General features: G+C 68.3%; 5 protein-coding genes. All 5 read right to left on the bottom strand.

All coding sequences use genetic code 11. From position 1 onward, the window contains the following. From BST11_RS14180 to BST11_RS14200, 5 genes are read right to left on the bottom strand one after another with little or no spacing between them, the layout of a single operon-like run. Complete coding sequence (locus BST11_RS14180) at positions 1 to 762, bottom strand: thioesterase II family protein (RefSeq protein WP_083138575.1); 762 nt, start codon at positions 760 to 762, stop codon at positions 1 to 3. After that, positions 759 to 1,799, bottom strand: a complete 1,041-nt coding sequence (locus tag BST11_RS14185) for a Gfo/Idh/MocA family oxidoreductase (protein WP_083138576.1) — start codon at positions 1,797 to 1,799, stop codon at positions 759 to 761. The genes BST11_RS14180 and BST11_RS14185 overlap by 4 nt, the downstream gene beginning before the upstream one ends. Then, positions 1,796 to 2,881: a saccharopine dehydrogenase NADP-binding domain-containing protein gene (locus BST11_RS14190; RefSeq protein ID WP_083138577.1), complete on the bottom strand. Its 1,086-nt coding sequence runs from the start codon at positions 2,879 to 2,881 to the stop codon at positions 1,796 to 1,798. The genes BST11_RS14185 and BST11_RS14190 overlap by 4 nt, the downstream gene beginning before the upstream one ends. Beyond that, positions 2,878 to 8,367, bottom strand: coding sequence for a non-ribosomal peptide synthetase (locus tag BST11_RS14195; protein WP_083138578.1), 5,490 nt, complete (start codon positions 8,365 to 8,367; stop codon positions 2,878 to 2,880). The genes BST11_RS14190 and BST11_RS14195 overlap by 4 nt, the downstream gene beginning before the upstream one ends. Further along, positions 8,364 to 17,471, bottom strand: a complete 9,108-nt coding sequence (locus BST11_RS14200; protein WP_244897650.1) for a non-ribosomal peptide synthetase — start codon at positions 17,469 to 17,471, stop codon at positions 8,364 to 8,366. The genes BST11_RS14195 and BST11_RS14200 overlap by 4 nt, the downstream gene beginning before the upstream one ends. Between the last annotated feature and the right edge of the window lie 337 nt (positions 17,472 to 17,808).

The raw sequence follows: 17,808 nt of genomic DNA on the forward strand, positions 1-17,808 counted from the left end.
TCAGCGTCGACGACCACACGTGACGGCGATGTCGGAGAGGTAGGCCACGATCTGGGCTGCGTGGGCCGTGAGATAGAAATGGTCGCCGGGAAACGGCCGCACCTGCCAGTCAGCCCGGGTGTACGCCGCCCACGCCGCGACACGCGACGCCGTCACCTCCGGATCCGACGTGCCGTACATCACGTGCAGGGGGCACGACAGCTGGGGATCCGGCTCGGCCCGGTAGTTCTCGATCAGGCGATAATCGTCGCGGATGGCGGGCAAAAACAACCGTCGTAGCTCGGGCACCGCCAGCACCTCGAGGCTGCGGAGATCGAGTTCACCCGTATGCCGGACCAGGTCGTCGTCGCAGGCGCGGTGCCACGCCCGCTCAATGCCTGGGTGGGGCTCCAGGTGCGGTGCGTCCGCCCCCGATACGACCAGTGCGGTGACGGGCATTCCCGACCGCTCCAGTGATCGGGCTGCCTCGAGCGCCACGCAGGCGCCCATCGAATGGCCGAATATCACGACCGAGCCCGACCCCCGGATGATCGGTTCCAATTCGGTACCGCAATCCGATGCCAGGTCGACCAACGTATCCGGTTCGGGTTCGTCGAGCAGCAGGTCTCGCCCCGGGTAAGTGACGCCGTACAGGTCAACTCCCGCCGGTAGTTCCCGACACCAGGACGAGAAGAAACGTGGGCTGCCGCCCGCGTGCGGGAATACGACGATGACGTGGTTACCCGGGGTCGATCGCGACAGCGCCCGCACGCGGGCGGTCACCGAACGACCAGGTCCGAAGCCGAGACCTGCACCGCCGGTGGCGCTTCGATCAAAGTCGCCGGACCCATTGCCGATGTGAATTCGGACCACAATCGTGTCGCGCGCACAAACCTCTGCGACACCAGGGTGCGGGAGCGGCTGATGGAATCGATGAAATCGGCCGCCGCGAGTCGAACGGCACTCGGCCACAACCTGTTTCGCACCTCCGATGTGGTCGGTTCGAAATCGATACCGACACGTTCGGCGATCGGCACATCCGTCGCCCCGGCCGCAGAGTTAGGTCGCCGATGCCACCGGGTCGACCCGTGAGTGTGGGCGAGCACCAACTCGCCGGCATCCGAGCCGACGGTGATGGTGTGCATCAGCCGCGCGTGATTATCGGGGTCGGTGGCGCACAATTCGTTTTGGATCAGCAGGTCGACGGCCACGTCGCCGAGCATAATGCGGCCGGAGACAAACGAACTCGCGGCGCCGACGGGTTGTGGCGAAACCATGATCCGCGATGGTGTCAGGGGGCCGATGACGGAACCCAGAATCGTGAACAAGGGATAGGCGACGTGGATCGCGCAACGGGCATGCACATAGCGGATGGGCGACGCGGCATCAAGGACTCTCGCGGCACCGATGAACTGACGCATCGGCGCGACGCGGCTGTAGAAGTCGTTGACGGCGTAGCGCGCCGAATTCGCCTTCGCGACACGCAACAGCGACAGCATCTCGTCGGCGTGCACGGGTTGTTCCTGCATTACGTGGATGCCCCGGGCGAGCAATCGCTCGCAGATGCCGGAACCCTCTCCGCCAACCACCCCCGAGCGCACCACGACAAACGCGAGGTCGACAGGCGGGAGGCTCTCCAGCGAGGTATACAACGCAACCCCGAGGCGCTCAGCCAGCTCCACCGACGCCTCCGATCCGGTGGAGACCACTCCGACCAAGTCGACCGGTGCTTGCAGCGCCGCCAAGGCCTCCGCGTAGATGGCGCCGAAGGTCGCCCCGACGACGACCGCTCTGGGGCGGCCCTGACCGCCCGCAGTCACAGCGAGCCCTCCTCGACCATCGGAAGCGCCGCGTCATCGACGAGCGCGACCTGAGCACCGGGCACGTTGTCGGTCAAGAACTCCAGCGCTTCCCACGGCTCGTCAAGGCGCCACAACGGGTGTGCGCCCGCCGGCATGTCCGCGACCCGTTCGGCGGCGAACGCGGCCAAAGCGCCGGTGATGCGGTAGCTGTCCGAGCAGGTGAAGACCACGGTCGTGGAGCCGACGCCGCCGTGTGCGGTGCCAACGATGGTGAAATACGGTTGGCGGCCGAACAAGTCAAGCTTGGCCGCCGCCAACACCGAGTCCGTGTCGGACTGGCCACGCGGTCGTCGGTCGCCGACCGCCAGCAGTTGCATCGCCCGCGCGGTGTGCACTCCATCGAACACGTTCGTCCACCAGACGTTGCCGACGCCGAGATGCGCCGCCACGGCGACGGTCTCGGCATCCAGGTGCGGATGCACCGTGACCGGCCCGGGGAAGTACTGCGCCGGAGCGGGTTTCCGCTCATCGTGGCCGATCCGGCGAATCACCCCGTCGCGCAACGCCGCACCCGGGTGGCTGTGTGGATCGTGCAGGCTGGCCGCGTACTCGAGCACCGACGCCGGTGTGAGCGGCTGCAGTCCGCCACACCATGCGGTGATGGCGTCGATCTGGTCGGTTCGGTGCAGCGCAACCGCCCGTAGCAACAATCCGGACAGGCCGGGCTGCACACCGGCTTGCAGCACGACGGGCACTCCGCTGCCGGCGAGCCGGTGGAGCAGGGCGGAGTCGCCGCCCGGGTCGACGTAGGGCACACCGGCGGCGACGGCGGCGCCGGCGACCTGGGCGCTGTGTCGTTGTGACGGTCCGGCGCAGTTGACCACGACGTCGCAACGTTTCATTGCGTCGGCAACGGCGGCCGCGTCGGTGATGTCGAGCCGCGCTGTCTCGATATCGGCCGCGACCGTTGAGGCGCGTTCGCGCAGCCTGGCTTCGTCACGGCCGGCGATGATCAGGGAGGTGTCGCCGCGGCGGGCCAGAACGTCGACGCAGGCCGCCCCGACCGCCCCGGTGCTGCCGAAGAGCAACACCTTCGTCACGTGTCGGCCCAGGAGTCAACCAGCAGCCTGGCGACGGATTGCGCGTTGTCTCCGGTCAGGCAGTCGAAATGGTTTCCGTTGATCTCGCTGATGGTCAGCTTGCCCAGGCAGTACTCGGCCCAGAACGCGGTCATGTCTTCGGCCAGCGTTGGCAGGAAATGGATGTCGCCGCGTTGCCGAAGGAAATGGATGTCGCCCAGGAAGGGCTCGGCCGCGCCGTGCACCACAGCCTTCAGGCTGTGCACGAAGATCGACCGCAACTCGGTGAGCGATCCGACGTCCCATGACCCGCCCAGTGCCCCCGATTCGGCCAGCAGCTTCAGCCGCGGCTCCCCGGCTTCCGCGCTGCGCTCGAGGCAGGCCGCCAGCACGGGCTCGGCGACACTGCGCAGGGCGCCGGCGGGTATCACGTCGGCGTAGCGCGCCCTGGCGCGGGTGAACGCGCCGCGGACTTCGTCGTCGTCGACCTCCATCCCGAGCACCTCGGGTGAAACCCCCAGAATCTGGGCGAAACAGTAGTCCAGGACGTCATCGTCTTCGACATCCATCGGGACCCGGTAGGAACTGACCACCGTCACGGTGCCGACGTCGATACCCGCCTCTTCCAGGCACTTCGCCAGCTCGGCCGACAGCAATCCGCCCATGCAGTAACCGAGCAGATGAACCTTGGTGGGCGCCAGGGCGATGATCGGGGCGCTGTAGCGTGCCGCCAACGTGGTGAACAGCTCAGCCGGGGCGATCTGGGAGTAGCCGTCCGCGGGAACCCTTTGCAGCCCATACAGATCGGGCACCCGGTCGTCCACCGCCCGCAGGTGCGGGATCAACTGGTCATAGGGCGCCAGCCCCCCGCTTCCGTCGTGCACGCAGACCGCGATCTCGCGGGCGGGCGTAAAGCCCTGACCCGCGCCGAGATACACCAGCGGCGAGAGCGGCGCGGAAGCGGGGTCGGACAGGCTCGCCCGACCGCCCGTGGCGCGCCCGCGCACCGCGTCGGCGGCCGCAGCCAAGGTGGGATTGGAGACCATCGCGCGCAGCAGGTCGTCCCAGGCAAGCGCCGAGGCCTCGGCGATCTCGCGGCGAATCCGGCCGATCGCCTGAGCCATCAGCAGGGAGTCGCCGCCGAGGGCGAAGAAATCCGATGCGGGCGAAAGCGATTGGTCCGGCTCCAGGCCAAGGACCGCGGCCCAGATCTCGGCGATCCGGGACTGCATCGCGTCCAGCGAGCCCGATCGCGCGGTGACGTCCCCTCGCCCGCCGCGGGCCGCGGACCGAAGCGACTCGAGCTCGGCCGTTACCGCCGCTCGGTCGATCTTGCCGTTGGCCGTCAGCGGCAGCGCCGGCAGGCAGATGAGCTGTTGCGGCACCATGTAGCTCGGGAGAACAGCCCGGGCGCGCTCGATCAGCTCCGCGGGCCGGAGCGTCTGCGCAGTGGATGCCGAGTCGCACCAGAACACGTGCTGGCCGAGCAGACCGAGCCGGTGATCGGGCGGCGGGAAGCTCTGCACCTCGCCGAACGGTGATCGCTGCAGCGCACGATGCCATTGGGCATACGTGAGAAACGCCGCGTTGGTCCCCGCCCGCGCGTCGGTGAACCCGTGCAGGCCCTCTTTGAACTCCATCGAGATCATCAGCGGGTGGCTGAGGGCGGTGGCATCGATGAAGGCCAGCGAGCCACCCGGTGCCAGCAGGCGGTTCAGCATGGCGAGCGTGTCGTCGATGTCGACCGCGTTGTGCAGCACGTTGGCGCTGACGACGACGTCGAATGAGCCAGGGGCGAAGCCCTGTTCGGCGGGCGGGCGATTGATATCGAAGATTCGGTAGTCGATGAAGTCGTGCTCGGCGAACATCTGCCGGGCCCGCGCGAGGAAGAAGTGCGAAACGTCGGTGAACGTGTAGTGCACGTGGTAGCGCGCGAGCGCGGCAACCAGCCCGGCGCTGGTGCCGCCGACACCGGCCCCGATCTCCAGGACGCGCAGCGGTCGTGCGGGTGTCGCCCGGCTCGCGCGGGCGGCAACACCGGATATCACGAGTCCGTTGGTGTATCTGCTCACCAGGTTCTCACGGTAGGCCGCCGTCGCGACGTCAACGGTGGCTTCCGGGAACAGCAACCCGAGCGGATCGACGGTGCCCGCCAACAGGCCGGGCAGGTTCTGGATGCATTCGCCGACGTACGCCAGGAGGTCGTCGCCGTAGTCGACGGCCGCGCCCAGGTCACGGACGTGTCGCCATCGCGCGGCGCACTCCGAAAGCTCGTGGTGTTCGGTCAGTTCCAGGATCGACCCCGGGTGCCGGGTCAGCCGGCCCTCGTCGACGAGTACGTCCAGCCAACGGCGGAACAAGCGGTGTAAGCGGTCCGGCAACGACAATCGGCAAGCGAGTTCGTCGACGCCGATCCGTTCGCCCGGTTGAGCGACGGCGCCCAGCGCCGCGCACATGCTGTCGATCGCGGTCGCGCGGGCGGCCGAAGCAAAGCGAAGCAGCTTCTCGGTGTCAAGACCGGTGGTCTGCCCTCGATGCGCTTCGCCGATGGCGCGGCGCACAGCCGCCGCGCCGCAACGGCGTTCGGATTCCTCGTCGCCGCCGGCGGCGGCGGGGACCACCGCGGCCGCGATGACTCGTTCGTGCGGCGGCCGGCCGACGACGGTGCTCATGGCGGTCCGCACCCCGGGCACGGCGCAGAGCGCCGAATCCACTTCCGCCAATTCGATCCGGTGACCGCGGATCTTGACCTGGTTGTCGCGGCGGCCGAGCAACTCGACCACGCCGTCGTCGGTCAGCCGACCGTAATCACCGGTCCGGTACAACCGCTCGCCGCTGACCGGATGCTCGATGAACGCCGCCGCCGTGCGCGCCGGGTCGCCGAGGTAGCCCTGCGCGAGACCGATTCCACCGATGTGGATCTCGCCGATCTGCCACGGGGCCGCCGGCTCGCCGCGGTGCGTCAGGACGTGAACGCTTTGGTTGCGCATCGCGGTGCCGTAGGGGACGCTGCGCGCGTACCGGCGCGCGTCGAGCGGATGGCAGATCGACCAGATCGCGGCTTCGGTCGCACCTCCGAGGCTGAGCATCGAAGCCGCCGGCGCCAACGACGCGATCCGCCTGGGCTGGGACACCGGAATCCAGTCGCCGGACAACATGATCTGTCGTAGCGTCGGCAGCGTCCCCCGATCGCCGACATGGTCGAGCAGGAGCTGCATCTGCGCGGGAACGGAATTCCAGATGGTGACGTGATGCGTCGAGATGGCGTCGAACCAGGCCTGCGGGTCGTTGCGTGCGCCGCCGAGCACGATCGCGCCGCCGGCGGCGAGGATCCCGAAGATGTTGTAGACCGACAGGTCGAAGGTGTGCTGCGATACCGCAAGCACCGAGTCCGCAGCGCCGATCTTCAGACGATCGTTGACATCGTTGAGGGTGTTCACCGCGGCGCGATGACTTACCATGACTCCCTTGGGAATCCCCGTCGACCCAGACGTGAAGATCACGTATGCGGTGTCATCCGGCCCGCACGACGCGCCCGCCGCCGGGGCGGCGCGGGGCGTCCAGGCCGCCCGATCGGAGAGCATCTCATCGATTCGTCCGCCCGGTTCGAACAAGGCGGCCGGCGCACACTGCTCGGTGATCTGCGCTACCCGGTGGTCCGGCCATTCCACGTCCAAAGGCACGTACGCGGCGCCTGCGAGCACGGTGCCCAGGATCGCCGCTACCTGACTCGGGCTCTCCTGCAGTCGAATTCCCACGTAGTCACCCACACCAACGCCGGCCGCCGACAACTCGGCGGCGACCGAGCGGGCCGCGGCGAGCAATTCTCCGTAGCTGATCGACCGATCACCCTGCCGGATCGCGACCGCGTCCGGGGCCTGGGCGGCCCGGCGCAGGAAACCGGCCTGGAGCAGGGCAGACTCGCCGCTCGGCGGCGCCTGCATCCGGGCGGGTTCGGGGGCGCGCGCGGGCAGCACGGGACGATCCCAGGCCGTAGGGTCGGTGCTCAGCGTCTCGAGGACACCGCGGAGGTCGGCGAACGCGCAGTCGAGCACCTCGGGGCTGATCGCCTCGTCGCGGGTGTCCCAATTGACCTCACACCCGCCGTCGATCTCGAACACCTGACAGTCCAGCAACACCTGGGGGGTCTGGCTCAGCCCCCGGCCCGGTATGGGGCGCAGGAACGAACCGTTGGGACCGAGGTCCCGCACGCCGCCACCCACACCCAGCGTCGAGGTGAGCACCACGGGCGAGTGCTCGCCACGGTTTTCGTCGCTTCGCGCCAGCATCCGCGCGATGTCGACGCCCCCGACGGACGCATGGTCCATGTCATCGAACAGGCGGGCACCCGTCGCCTGCACGAGTTCGGTGAACGTGCGCTGTCCCCCGACGTCGACTTCCAGCACGCTGGTGCCGGTGAAGTCCCCGACCAGTCGGCCGACCTCGGGTGTGAAGGGGTGGCGGGCCATCGTCGTCAACGTGAGCAGGAAATGGTCTCGGTCACCGTATCGCCCGAGGACCGCGCCGAAAGCCGCGGTAATCGCCACACTGGCGGTGGCGCCATGCTCGGTGGCGTGACGCTCGAAGGCCGCGAACCGGTTGGCCGATAACCGCATTGAGCGCCGCGAGAAGGTGGGTGCCACCGCGGGAGCTTCGGTCGCCGATCGGTCGGTCGGCAGCAGCGGCAACGAAATCGGCGGCGGCAGCCGGCCGAGCCGGGCCTGCCAGTAGTCCAGGTCCCGTTGCCGGCGAACGGATCCGGCGACGGAGTTGCGGTGGCGGGCGAGGTTCAGCAGGTATTCGCGGAAGCTGAAATCGATCGCGGGAGGCGTGTATTCGCGGTCGAGCAGCGACAGCCCGAAATCGGTCATCAAGGTGAAGATGCTGACGAAGTCGGCGATCAGCAGATCGACTGAAACGTGCAGCACGGTGTCGTCGGGACCGATCGTCACGACGATGTCATACATCGGGCCCTCGCCCAGCGGGTAGGTGCGGTTGCGCAGCTCGTTCGCGACGCGGACGCGCTCGTGCGCGATGTGCCGGCCGTCGGAGCTTTCGTGGACCGTGAGGCCATCGGGAAGGTCGGGACGGATGACTTGGTAGCCGTCGGGGTGCACGACACAGCGGAGCATGTCGTGCGCGTCGACGACCTTGCGCCACGCGGACCGATATTCGTCGGCAGTCGGCGTCGCGACGGTGTGGTCGACGGCGAACTCCGCGTAGCCGTGACACCCGACGCCGCCCCAGCGGAACGCCGATGTGCGTCCGACCGAGTAGGCGGCCTGCACGTCGGTCAGCGGGAACGGCTCGAACCTGTCCTGCGGTGCCCGCAGCACCTGAGTCTCGCGCGTCAGCTCGGCGATCACGTCCGCCTTGGCCGCGGACAGTTGTGCTTTGAGGTCCGCGCCGAGCGCGCCCTGCGGCGCCCGGAAGCGCAGGTTGTCGCCGTCGACCCAGAGTTGAACTCCGCTGCGGCGCACCTGGTCGATCAGCTGGGCGGCGCTCACAGCACACCTTCTTCGAAGCCGTCCTCGGAAGCCCAACCGGCCGTGCTCTCCGCGACGGTCCGGAGCTTCTCCGCGAACTCCCCGATGACCGGGTTCTCGAACAGCAGCCGCAGTGTCGCCGTGGCCGACACATCCCGGCGCAGCTGCTCGACCACCCTCGTCGCGGTTGCCGAGTCACCGCCGAGCAAGAAGAAGTTGTCGCGGGGCTCGACCCGCGACACGCCGAGGGCGGCCGCGCAGCTGCGCAAGACACGTTCGACGTGTTCGTCACCGGTGCCCGGGTTGTCCGGTTGCGCCGCGTCCTCGGGTGGATTGACGGAGGCGACCATGGCGGCCACCATCATGTCGAGATTGCGCCGCGCGGTGTCGCGGGGAATCGCCTGAGTGACGAAGTCCCACGACAACGATAGCGATCCGGCTTTCTCCCACATCTGAAAGTCCAGGACCGTCTGGGGCGTCTGGGACAGGCCGAAGACCAGGTCGCCGAACTCAAACGTTGACCTGCCCGCAGTATCGATCAGCCCGAGCCCGCTGGTGAAGACCACCGGAAACACCGCGTGCGCCGGCTGGCCGTGGTGGCGCAGCAGTTCGCGCTGCAGCCATACGGCGTCCGCGGTGCGATGCGGTAGGTCCGTGATCAGCTGGTGCTGCAGGCGACGCGCCTGCTCCCAGATCGACACGCCCGCGTCGGCGTGACATTCCAGCAGCAGCAGCGACGTGAAATCTCCGATGACGTCCTCGATTCCGGGAACGCCGGGGTCCCGGTCGAACAGCGTGACGTTGACGCAGAAGTCGGCCGTTCCTGCCCATCGAGCCAGCACCCGGGTGTAGTTGGCCAGCAAAAACGCGGCGGCGGTGACCCTTTCGGTCCGGCACTTCTGTGTGATCCGTTCCCAATCCGTTTGGACCACAGTCGCTTCCACCCGATCAAACACCGGTGTGTCGATAGCGAGGATCACCTGCATCGGAACGAGTTCGGGTGCCGGCGGCAGCGCGGGCAGGCGGGCGCGCCAGTAGGCGCGGCTTGCCGCGAGGTGTGGCAGTGTCAGCTCGTCCGCGCCGGGCCACAGCTCGGGGTGGCTGTTCACGTACTGGGCGAAAGATGCTTTCGGCGGCGGTAGTTCATCGATGCTTCCACCCCGATACAGGTGGTCCAGCTGCGCAAGGGCGATCATCATGCTGGTGCCGTCGAGCATGACGTTGTCCATGCTGATCCCCACCACGCTGCGCCCGTCTTCGGACACTTGAACCCCGAAATCGATTCCCGGCCGCGCTGTGAGGTCGATGACCTGATCACGCATTCGCGCTCGCATGTTGTCGTATTCGCGCACCACCGGTTCGATCGGCGCCGGGTGCACCGTGGCGCGAAGGCGCGACGGTGCAGCGCCGTTCGTCGTGGTCGCCACGGTGGTGCGCAATCCCGGATGGTGCTCGATGAGTTGCCGCGCGGCCTTCTCGAACCTGGCCCGGTCGAAGTCGTTCGGCGCGAACTCGAAATAGCAGTGCGCGGCGACGCCGCTGAGCATGAAACCGCCCTCACGCCCTGCGAGATATGCGTGCTGCACGACCGTCAGCGGGAATTCGGTTTCGTGGTGCGACTCAGACCCCGTCGCGGCCTGGTCCTCGGTGCGCCGCGGCGTAACGGGCGCACCGGCGTGCGCGGCGAGGTCGCCCAGCACCGGGTAATTAAACAGGTCGACCAGCGCCAGCCGCTCGAAGCCGGCGGCCCGCAAGTCGGCATATACCCGCGTCGCCACGAGGCTGTCACCGCCGAGCAGGAAGAAATCGTCTGTGGCGGAGGGCAAGTCGGGCCCCGGGATGTTCAGGTGCCGTTGCCAGGCCCCGGCTATCGCGGCCAGCACCGCCTCGTCGATCACCGGCCTTCGCTGCGGCAGCGCTGCAGTCGGCGCGACATCGGGCCGCGAGACCGCTCGCGGCGGCGTGGATCCGAGTGGTGGGCGGGCGATGATTGTCAGGCCCGGCCCGTCCTGTGTCATCTGCACCGGCCGCCAGCGGTGTTCCGCCAGGAAGCGCCACCACCGATCGGGTGCCCGCGGGTACTCCGAATCAGCCGACAGCAGAACGGGGTTGAGGACGGCGGCGCTGGCCAGCGTCGCCGCGGTGATCTCGCAGGACTCGGCGACCCACAGCCAGCCGTCGTCGGCCACGGTGAGCGCATCTAGCACGGTCCCCGCGTCGACAAGTTGGTGCAGCGACCCGCAGCAGATCACGATGTCCACCCGGACAGCCGCGATGTGTTCCGGCGAAGCGACCGGCCGGGTGGCCGTCGCGACGCGCCGCCCGGCGGCGATTTCGGCCAGCACGGGGTTCGGCTCGTAGCACAGGTACTCGTCGACGACCGCGCCGACCATGCCGGTGACACGTTGGGTGATCAACCCGGTGCGTGAACCGACCTCCAACACGCGAAGCCGCCGACCGGCCAGGCGCGCATGCGCGAAAACGCGCTCGCAGAGATCGTCGAGCGCCCATTGCACGCGGGCTTCGGCGAGCAGCATCGCCTCGGGGGCGAGTTGCGGGTCGCCGACGAGCGTCTGCGGCGAGGCCGCTCCGATGACGATGTCGGCCAACCTGCGCGCCGCGCGCGCGGTGTCCCCGCCCGCCGTTGCAGTTCCGCCCACCTGCTGCCAGCGCCGCACCAGCACCTCGTACTCCGGATGGACCTGCTCGCCCTCACACAGACCGGCCGCCGCGGCGATCACCGCGCCGGCCCAGCCGGAATCCGCAGGCTGCGACTCCGACCGCACGACCGGCCCGGTATCCTCGCTCACCTGCCCCGCGTGGCGGCGCACCGCGTGCTCGAAGCGCGAAAACGCCTCCGCCAGCGATTCATCGGCGATGATGCCCGTGGCCGCGTCCCAGCTGACCCGGGCCGCGGCGGCCCCGCCTTCGAGGTGGTCCTCGACCTGGCAGTCCAACCAGACCCCGGGGGTCTGGGTCAAGGTGAGAACATTCGACAACACGGCCTCCCCCTGGGGGGCAAGCCCCAGCGTGCTGGTGAACACGACCGGGTGACCGGCCGAGCCGGCCGCGCGCGACGCGGCGAGATGCCCGGTTGCATCGCTAGCGCTGCCGACGGCACGCCAGAGCTGCTCCTGCGCGGCGATCACCGCCTGCCGTGAACCGGGTTGCGCGGCAACGTAGTCGACGTCGCACAGCGCAAGCCTGGTGAAGTTGCCCAGCACCTCGCGGTCCGCTGGTGCGTAGTCGGGTCGGTGTGACGTGGGGACGACGACCGCGAACCGCTCGCCGGCGCCGATCGAGTGCAGCGCGTCGGTGAACGCCTCGAAGATCAGGGCGGTGGGAGTGACCCGCAGCCGCGAGGCCCGGTCGCGCAGGCCGGCGAATTCGTGCGGGCCCAGGGTGAAGCTGGTGCGTGCGAAGCCGGCGCGGGTGGCCGAGTCGATGCGACGCCCCGTCAGCGGCAGCGCCGGCGGCGCGCCGACCCCATGGTCGACGCTCTCATCTCGCCGCTGGCTTTCGGCCGCGTAGCGCGCGAAGACGTCGGCGCTGGGATCGACCTGCCGCGGCCGGGGCGCCTGCTGGTAGTCGGCGATGATCGTCGCGATGACGGTGGCGAGGCTACGGGCATCGAGGCTCAGATAGTTGACCAGCAAACCGACGTACCGCGACGAACCCGACGGCGCAAAACACTGAATGACCGGAACCGCCCGCGGATCGAAGGATGCGTCGGCCATGTGTCGCATCAATGCGTCCGGGCCCTCGGCGTCGACGACGTTGACGGACACGGGGGCGCCGGCGGCGTGCACGCGCTGGGTCGTGTCGGCGTCCAGTGTGCAGCGGAGGACCGCGAACTCGTCGATACAGCGGCCGACCACGGCCGCGAAGCGGTCGAGCGCGACGGCGTCCCCGGGCGCATTCGCCGCCAGGACGATAGCGAAATACGTCGGGGCACAAAGGCTGCCGTTAAGCCCCGCGCTGCCGAGGACGTAGGCCTGCTGCAGGCGCGTCAGCGGGAAACCGGTTGCGCACGACACGGGTTCGACGGCGGGCACGGCCGGGTCCTGCGCGAGCCCGCCGAGGACACACACGGAGCTGAACTCCGCGAGCGTCTGCCTGCCCAGCAGTTGACCGACGTCCGCGCCGAGCACCCCCCGGCGTGTCAGCTGCACGGCCACCTGCGTTGCGCGCAGGCTGTCGCCGCCGTGCTGGAAGAAGTTGTCGTCTCGGTTTGTGATCGGCGTTGCGAGCACCTCGGACCAGACACCGGCGACCAAGCGCTCGACCGGGCTCAGCCCGACGGCCGGCTCCCGCCCTGCCGCCGTTCGCGAGTAGGCATCCACTTCCGACGCGACGCGGCGCCGATCGACCTTCCCGTTTGCGGTGAGTGGTAGCTCGGCGAGCGGGACGAACCATCGCGGAACCATGTACTGCGGGAGCCGATCCGCCAGGTAATGGCGCAGCTGGGCCGGCATCGAATCGGTAAATCCCGTTGTGCTGCTGCGGCTTACGACTGCAGCCCCAAGCGCCGAGTTGCCCTGAACCGGCACCACCGCCGCCCCGGCGATCAGGGGATGCTCACGCAGAACGTGCTCGATCTCGCCACACTCCACACGGTGGCCGTTGATCTTGACCTGGGAATCGACCCGGCCCAGGAACTGCAGGGTGCCGTCGGGCCAGTAACAGCCGAGATCGCCGGTGCGGTACCACCGGTTGCCCGCCCGGTCCGTCAAAAATCGCTCGACGGTCAGTGCGGGCGCGTTCTGATACCCCTGCGCGACACCCGCGCCGCCGATCCACAGCTCACCCGCCACGTAGTCGGGGCAATCGCGGCCTCTGTCGTCGACGACACGAAACATCTGGTTGGCCAACGGATATCCGTAGGGTACCGAAACCCAGTCATGGTCGACGTCGGAATCGAGCACGAATTCGTTCGACCAAATCGCGGCTTCCGTGGCCCCGCCCATCGCAACCAGTCGCGCCTCCGGCGCGGCTCGGCGCAGACGGCGCGGCAGGTCCAGCGGGATCCAGTCGCCGGAGAGAAACACCGTCCGCAGACTCGACAGCGGCGCGGCTCCCTCCCCCGCGGCGATCAGCAGCATGTCCATCAACGCCGGGACCGAATCCCATAGGGTGACACCAAAGTCGGCGATCAGCTGATTCCAGCGGAAAGCATCGCGACGAGATCGCTCGGCTATGGCTATCACGTTCGCACCGCAGCTGAGCGGGCCGAATATGTCGTAAACGCTGAGGTCGAAATCCAGTGCCGACACCGCCAACAGCGAGTCGGTGCCGCGAATTCCGTTGCGACGGTTCACATCGATGATCGTGTTCAAGGCGGCCGAATGCGAAACCAGCACGCCTTTGGGGTCACCGGTGGACCCGGAAGTATAGATCACATAGGCGATGTCGCCGGGATGAGCGGGAACGGGATTGACCGGCGCGCACCCAAGCATCGACTCGATATCGTGAACCATCGGACGCACGGTTGTCTCTCCGTGCGCCACCTGGCTCGAGCGGATAGCCCCCGACATGCCGGACAGGGCGCAGATGCGCGCGAACCGGTCCTCCGGTTGGTCCACACCGACCGGTAGGTAGCTGCAGCCGGCCATCAACACGCCGAGCACGGCGACGACCTGGGCGGGTCCCTTGGGCAGCTGGACCCCGATGACCGAGCCGGGGGCATGCCGATCGGCCAGCACCCCCGCAACGCGACGCGCGTGTTCGTCGAGTGCGCCGTAAGACAACTGGGAGCATGCGGCCGAGATCGGGTCGCGGTAGGGTCCGCCGTCGAATTCGTCCGTCGCCCAGCGCAGCGCGATCCGGGTGGGATCGGCTTGCGTCTGCTCCCGGAACGCGTCGTAGAGCAGTCCCACCGGCCGCGGCGCGGTCGTGGCGTTGCGTTGCCGGCGGATCCGTCGCGAATGCTCCGGCAGATCGATCACCGCGGGGCCGGACCAATCGTGGGTGCCCAGACTCTCCAGCAACGTGACATAGGCATGGAACATGTCCGCGACCACACCGGGCGGGAAACAGCCCGCGCGGTAATCCCACGACACGATCAGGTCGTCCCCGACGGCGCCCACCTGGTTGTCGATGATCACCTGCGGGGTCATGGACGCCACTTCGCCGACGGTGCCGAGCGTTTCGGCGTCGCGCGGCGCAAGGACGCTTGTGTCGGCGGCGTAGGTGAAGACCACGGGGGCGATCCCGCTGTGCCCGGTGCCGCCGTGCAGCTGGGCCGCCAGCAGGTCGGTGGCTTCGGGCGCCGCCAGCGCGGCGCGCAGGCCGCGCTGCGCGCCGCGTGCCTGGTCGGCGAAGCCCGCCGGCTCCTCGACCCCGGTGCGATGCAGCTGGGTCTTGGTGAAATCGCCGATCACGTCCGAAACACCCGGCGGGCGGCCGAACGTCGTCACGTTGATCAGGAAATCCTCGGTGCTGGACCAGCGTCGCAACACCGAGGCGTAGGCGGCCAGGAACACCGCGGCACGGGTGACTCCGTGGGCCCGGCAGGACGCGTCGATGGCCCGGATCACGGACGCGTCGAGCGTGTGCTGATGACGCCGGAACGCGATCTCTCGTTCCTCGGCCCGGGGTAGCTGCGGACCTTCGGGAAGCCGTTCGACGTCGTCGGCCGGCTGTGGCGGTGTCACGCAGACGAGATCGCCGAATTCCGCCGACACGGCGGGCAGTCGCTCACCGCGGTACAGCGCGGCCAGGTCACGCAGCAGGATACCGATGCTGGTCAGATCGGCGATGATGAGGTCCAGCGCGAAGTGCAGTATGCAGCCGTCGGGCAGGCGAGTGAGTTCGACGCGCCAGGTGTCTCCCGTCTCGAGCCCGAATCGGTGGGTGCGCAACCTGTTTCGGACCTCGTCGAGGTGGCGGACGCGCACGGCGTCGGTGGCCTCGGCGAAGTCGTGCAGCCGCACCGGGACGTGGATGTTGTATGGCGCGATCCGACATCGATCGGCGTCGGGAAACCTGCTGCGCAACATCGGGTGCCGGTGCGCGAGCGCGTCCAGGGCAGTGGCGAGGCGCCGCGGGTCGATGACGACGCCGGCGAGTTCGAAGTAGGTCTGGCAGCCCACTCCGCCGAGCGGTTGTTCCGCACCGCGGCCGATCCAATAGGCGCGTTGCAGCGCCGTCAGGGCGAACGAATCGGATCCGGTCCCGCTTGGATTCAGCGCCGGGGCCGGCGGCGCGCCGTCGAAGAGCCGCTGCCAGTCGTCCAGCGTCGGTTCGGCATACAGGTCCGCGAAGTCGAGGCGCCGCGACCGGGCCGCTGACCACTCGACGACCTGTGCCGTCAGCATCGACGTCAGGCCCCACTCGGTCAGATCGGCGTCACCCGCCAGTTCATGCGCTTGCACGCCGAGCAGGCCGGCGACGTGTTCGGCCAATTCGGTTGGCGCTGAGGCTATTCCCGACGGCGCGGGCCGAGCCGATACCTCGCGGACGACATCGAAGTCTCCGGCGTTGAGCATGGCGAGCGCCTTGCGACGCCTGATCTTCCCTGACGTCGTCCTGGGCAGCACGCGCCGGCGGACCCAGACGATGCGCTCGGGTGCGGTCTGGTGTACCTGAAGAATTCTGCGTCGCAGTATCCGACTGATGTCGCCGAGATCCGATGCCGGATAATCGGTTTCGACGATCAACCACCATTCTTCGCCCGAGGTGAATGCCTCCGGCTGAACGGCGCAGGCCCCACCGCTTTCCACCCCGCAGCGTGCCTCCTCGACGGTCGACTCGATGTCGTTCGGGAAGTAGTTGCCGCCGCCGACGATGATCAGGTCGCGATAGCGCCCGCAGATGTACATTTCGCCGTCGCTCCGAAATGCGGCGTCGCCGGTGCGTAGGTAGGGCCCCATCCCGTCCGCGGTGGTGGCGCCGAATGTTTCCGCGGTCTGCTCCGGCCGCCCCCAGTATCCTTGCGGCAGGCCGACTCCCCCTACCCAGACTTCGCCGACTTCGCCGTCGGGTACCACCGTCCGCCGCTCCGGATCGACGATGCGCACGTCCCACCCGAATGTGCTGTCGCCACAACTCACCAGCGTGCGTGCGCGAGTGCTCTCGTCGGGTCGTTCGCTGACCGCGACGGCCCGCCCGCGGTTGAGTTGCTCGGCATCGAAGCTCGACTGCACCCACAGCCGGGGTGTGGACATCCCGGTAACCGCAAGGCCGGCTTCTGCGAGCCCGTATTGGGGCGCCATGGCATCGGCCCGAAAGCCCGCCGGTTCAAACTTCGCCGCGAAATCACGCAGGGTGGAGGGGCGGACGGGCTCGGCGCCATTGGTCGCCAGGTGAAGACAGGACAGGTCGAGGGGTTCGATCGTCTCTTCGTCGAACGCATCGATGCAACGCCGGTAGCCGAAATCTGGTCCGGCGATCCAGTTTCCGCGCACCTCGGTGACGGTCTGCAGCCAGATCCGCGGATTGCGCACGAATTCGAGTGGTGGGATGACGGTGGCGGTCCCGCCGGTGGCCAGCGCCAGCAGGACCCCCCAGAAGATGCCCAAATCGTGGTAGAGGGGAAGCCAACTGACGGTGTTGACATCGTCGGGGCGGTTCCACAGGGCCAAGCCGATGGCGCGCTGATGCAACATCGACTCGTGCGTGTTGACGATGCCCTTCGGTTCGCCCGTTGAGCCCGAGGTGTACTGCAGGAACGCGACCCGTTTGTTGGTCGTCGTCGCATCGACGGGTGGGCGTGGCGAGGCGGCGGGCGTGGAATCCGGAGTACGGATGGCAAGCCCGCTCAGCAAGGGATCGCGTCCGAGCACATCGGCAAAGTCGGCACTGGTGTAGACCGCCGCCGGTGCACAGTCCCGCAGTATGTGCTGCGCCCGTCGAAGAAACCGTTCGGGCGCATCAGCGGAGGGGAGGAACAACGGGACGGGGATGAGCCCGGCAGCCAACGCGGCGACGAACCCAGCCACGTAGTCGGCGTCGCCGGCCTGTGCCATCAGTACCCGCGAGCCGAACGGAAGGTCGGCGAAGGAGCCGTCCCTGATCCAGCCGACCCGGTCCCACAGCCGCCGATACGTCCAGACGTCCGTTCCGGCGGTGTCGACCATGCGAAGCGCGACGGAGTCGGGCCGCCGGCCGACCCACTCGGCAATCACGTCGTGGACGAGCCGATCGTCCGTCGACCCATCTGGCCGGTGCTCGAACTGGCCGCCCCGGGTCGCAGAAATCGGTGTCCCACTAACCGTGAACACCATCCCCTACGCCTCCGATCAGCCTCGATGCGGGCGAACTGGCCGGCTTTCGGCCAAATACACGCCTACCACAGCCCGCACCCATGCTCCGTCTCACGTGCGGCGACAAGGAAGGAACTTGGAAGCGCGGTGCTACATGCGAATCATATGCAGAACCGGTGAGCGATACGGGCGGCGAATCGGGCCCGACCGGTACGTCTTTGACCATCATCCGCAACGCCCTAGCGACGCCGACAAACAG

This window comes from Mycobacterium alsense (assembly GCF_002086635.1).
In the GTDB taxonomy this organism is placed as follows: domain Bacteria; phylum Actinomycetota; class Actinomycetes; order Mycobacteriales; family Mycobacteriaceae; genus Mycobacterium; species Mycobacterium alsense.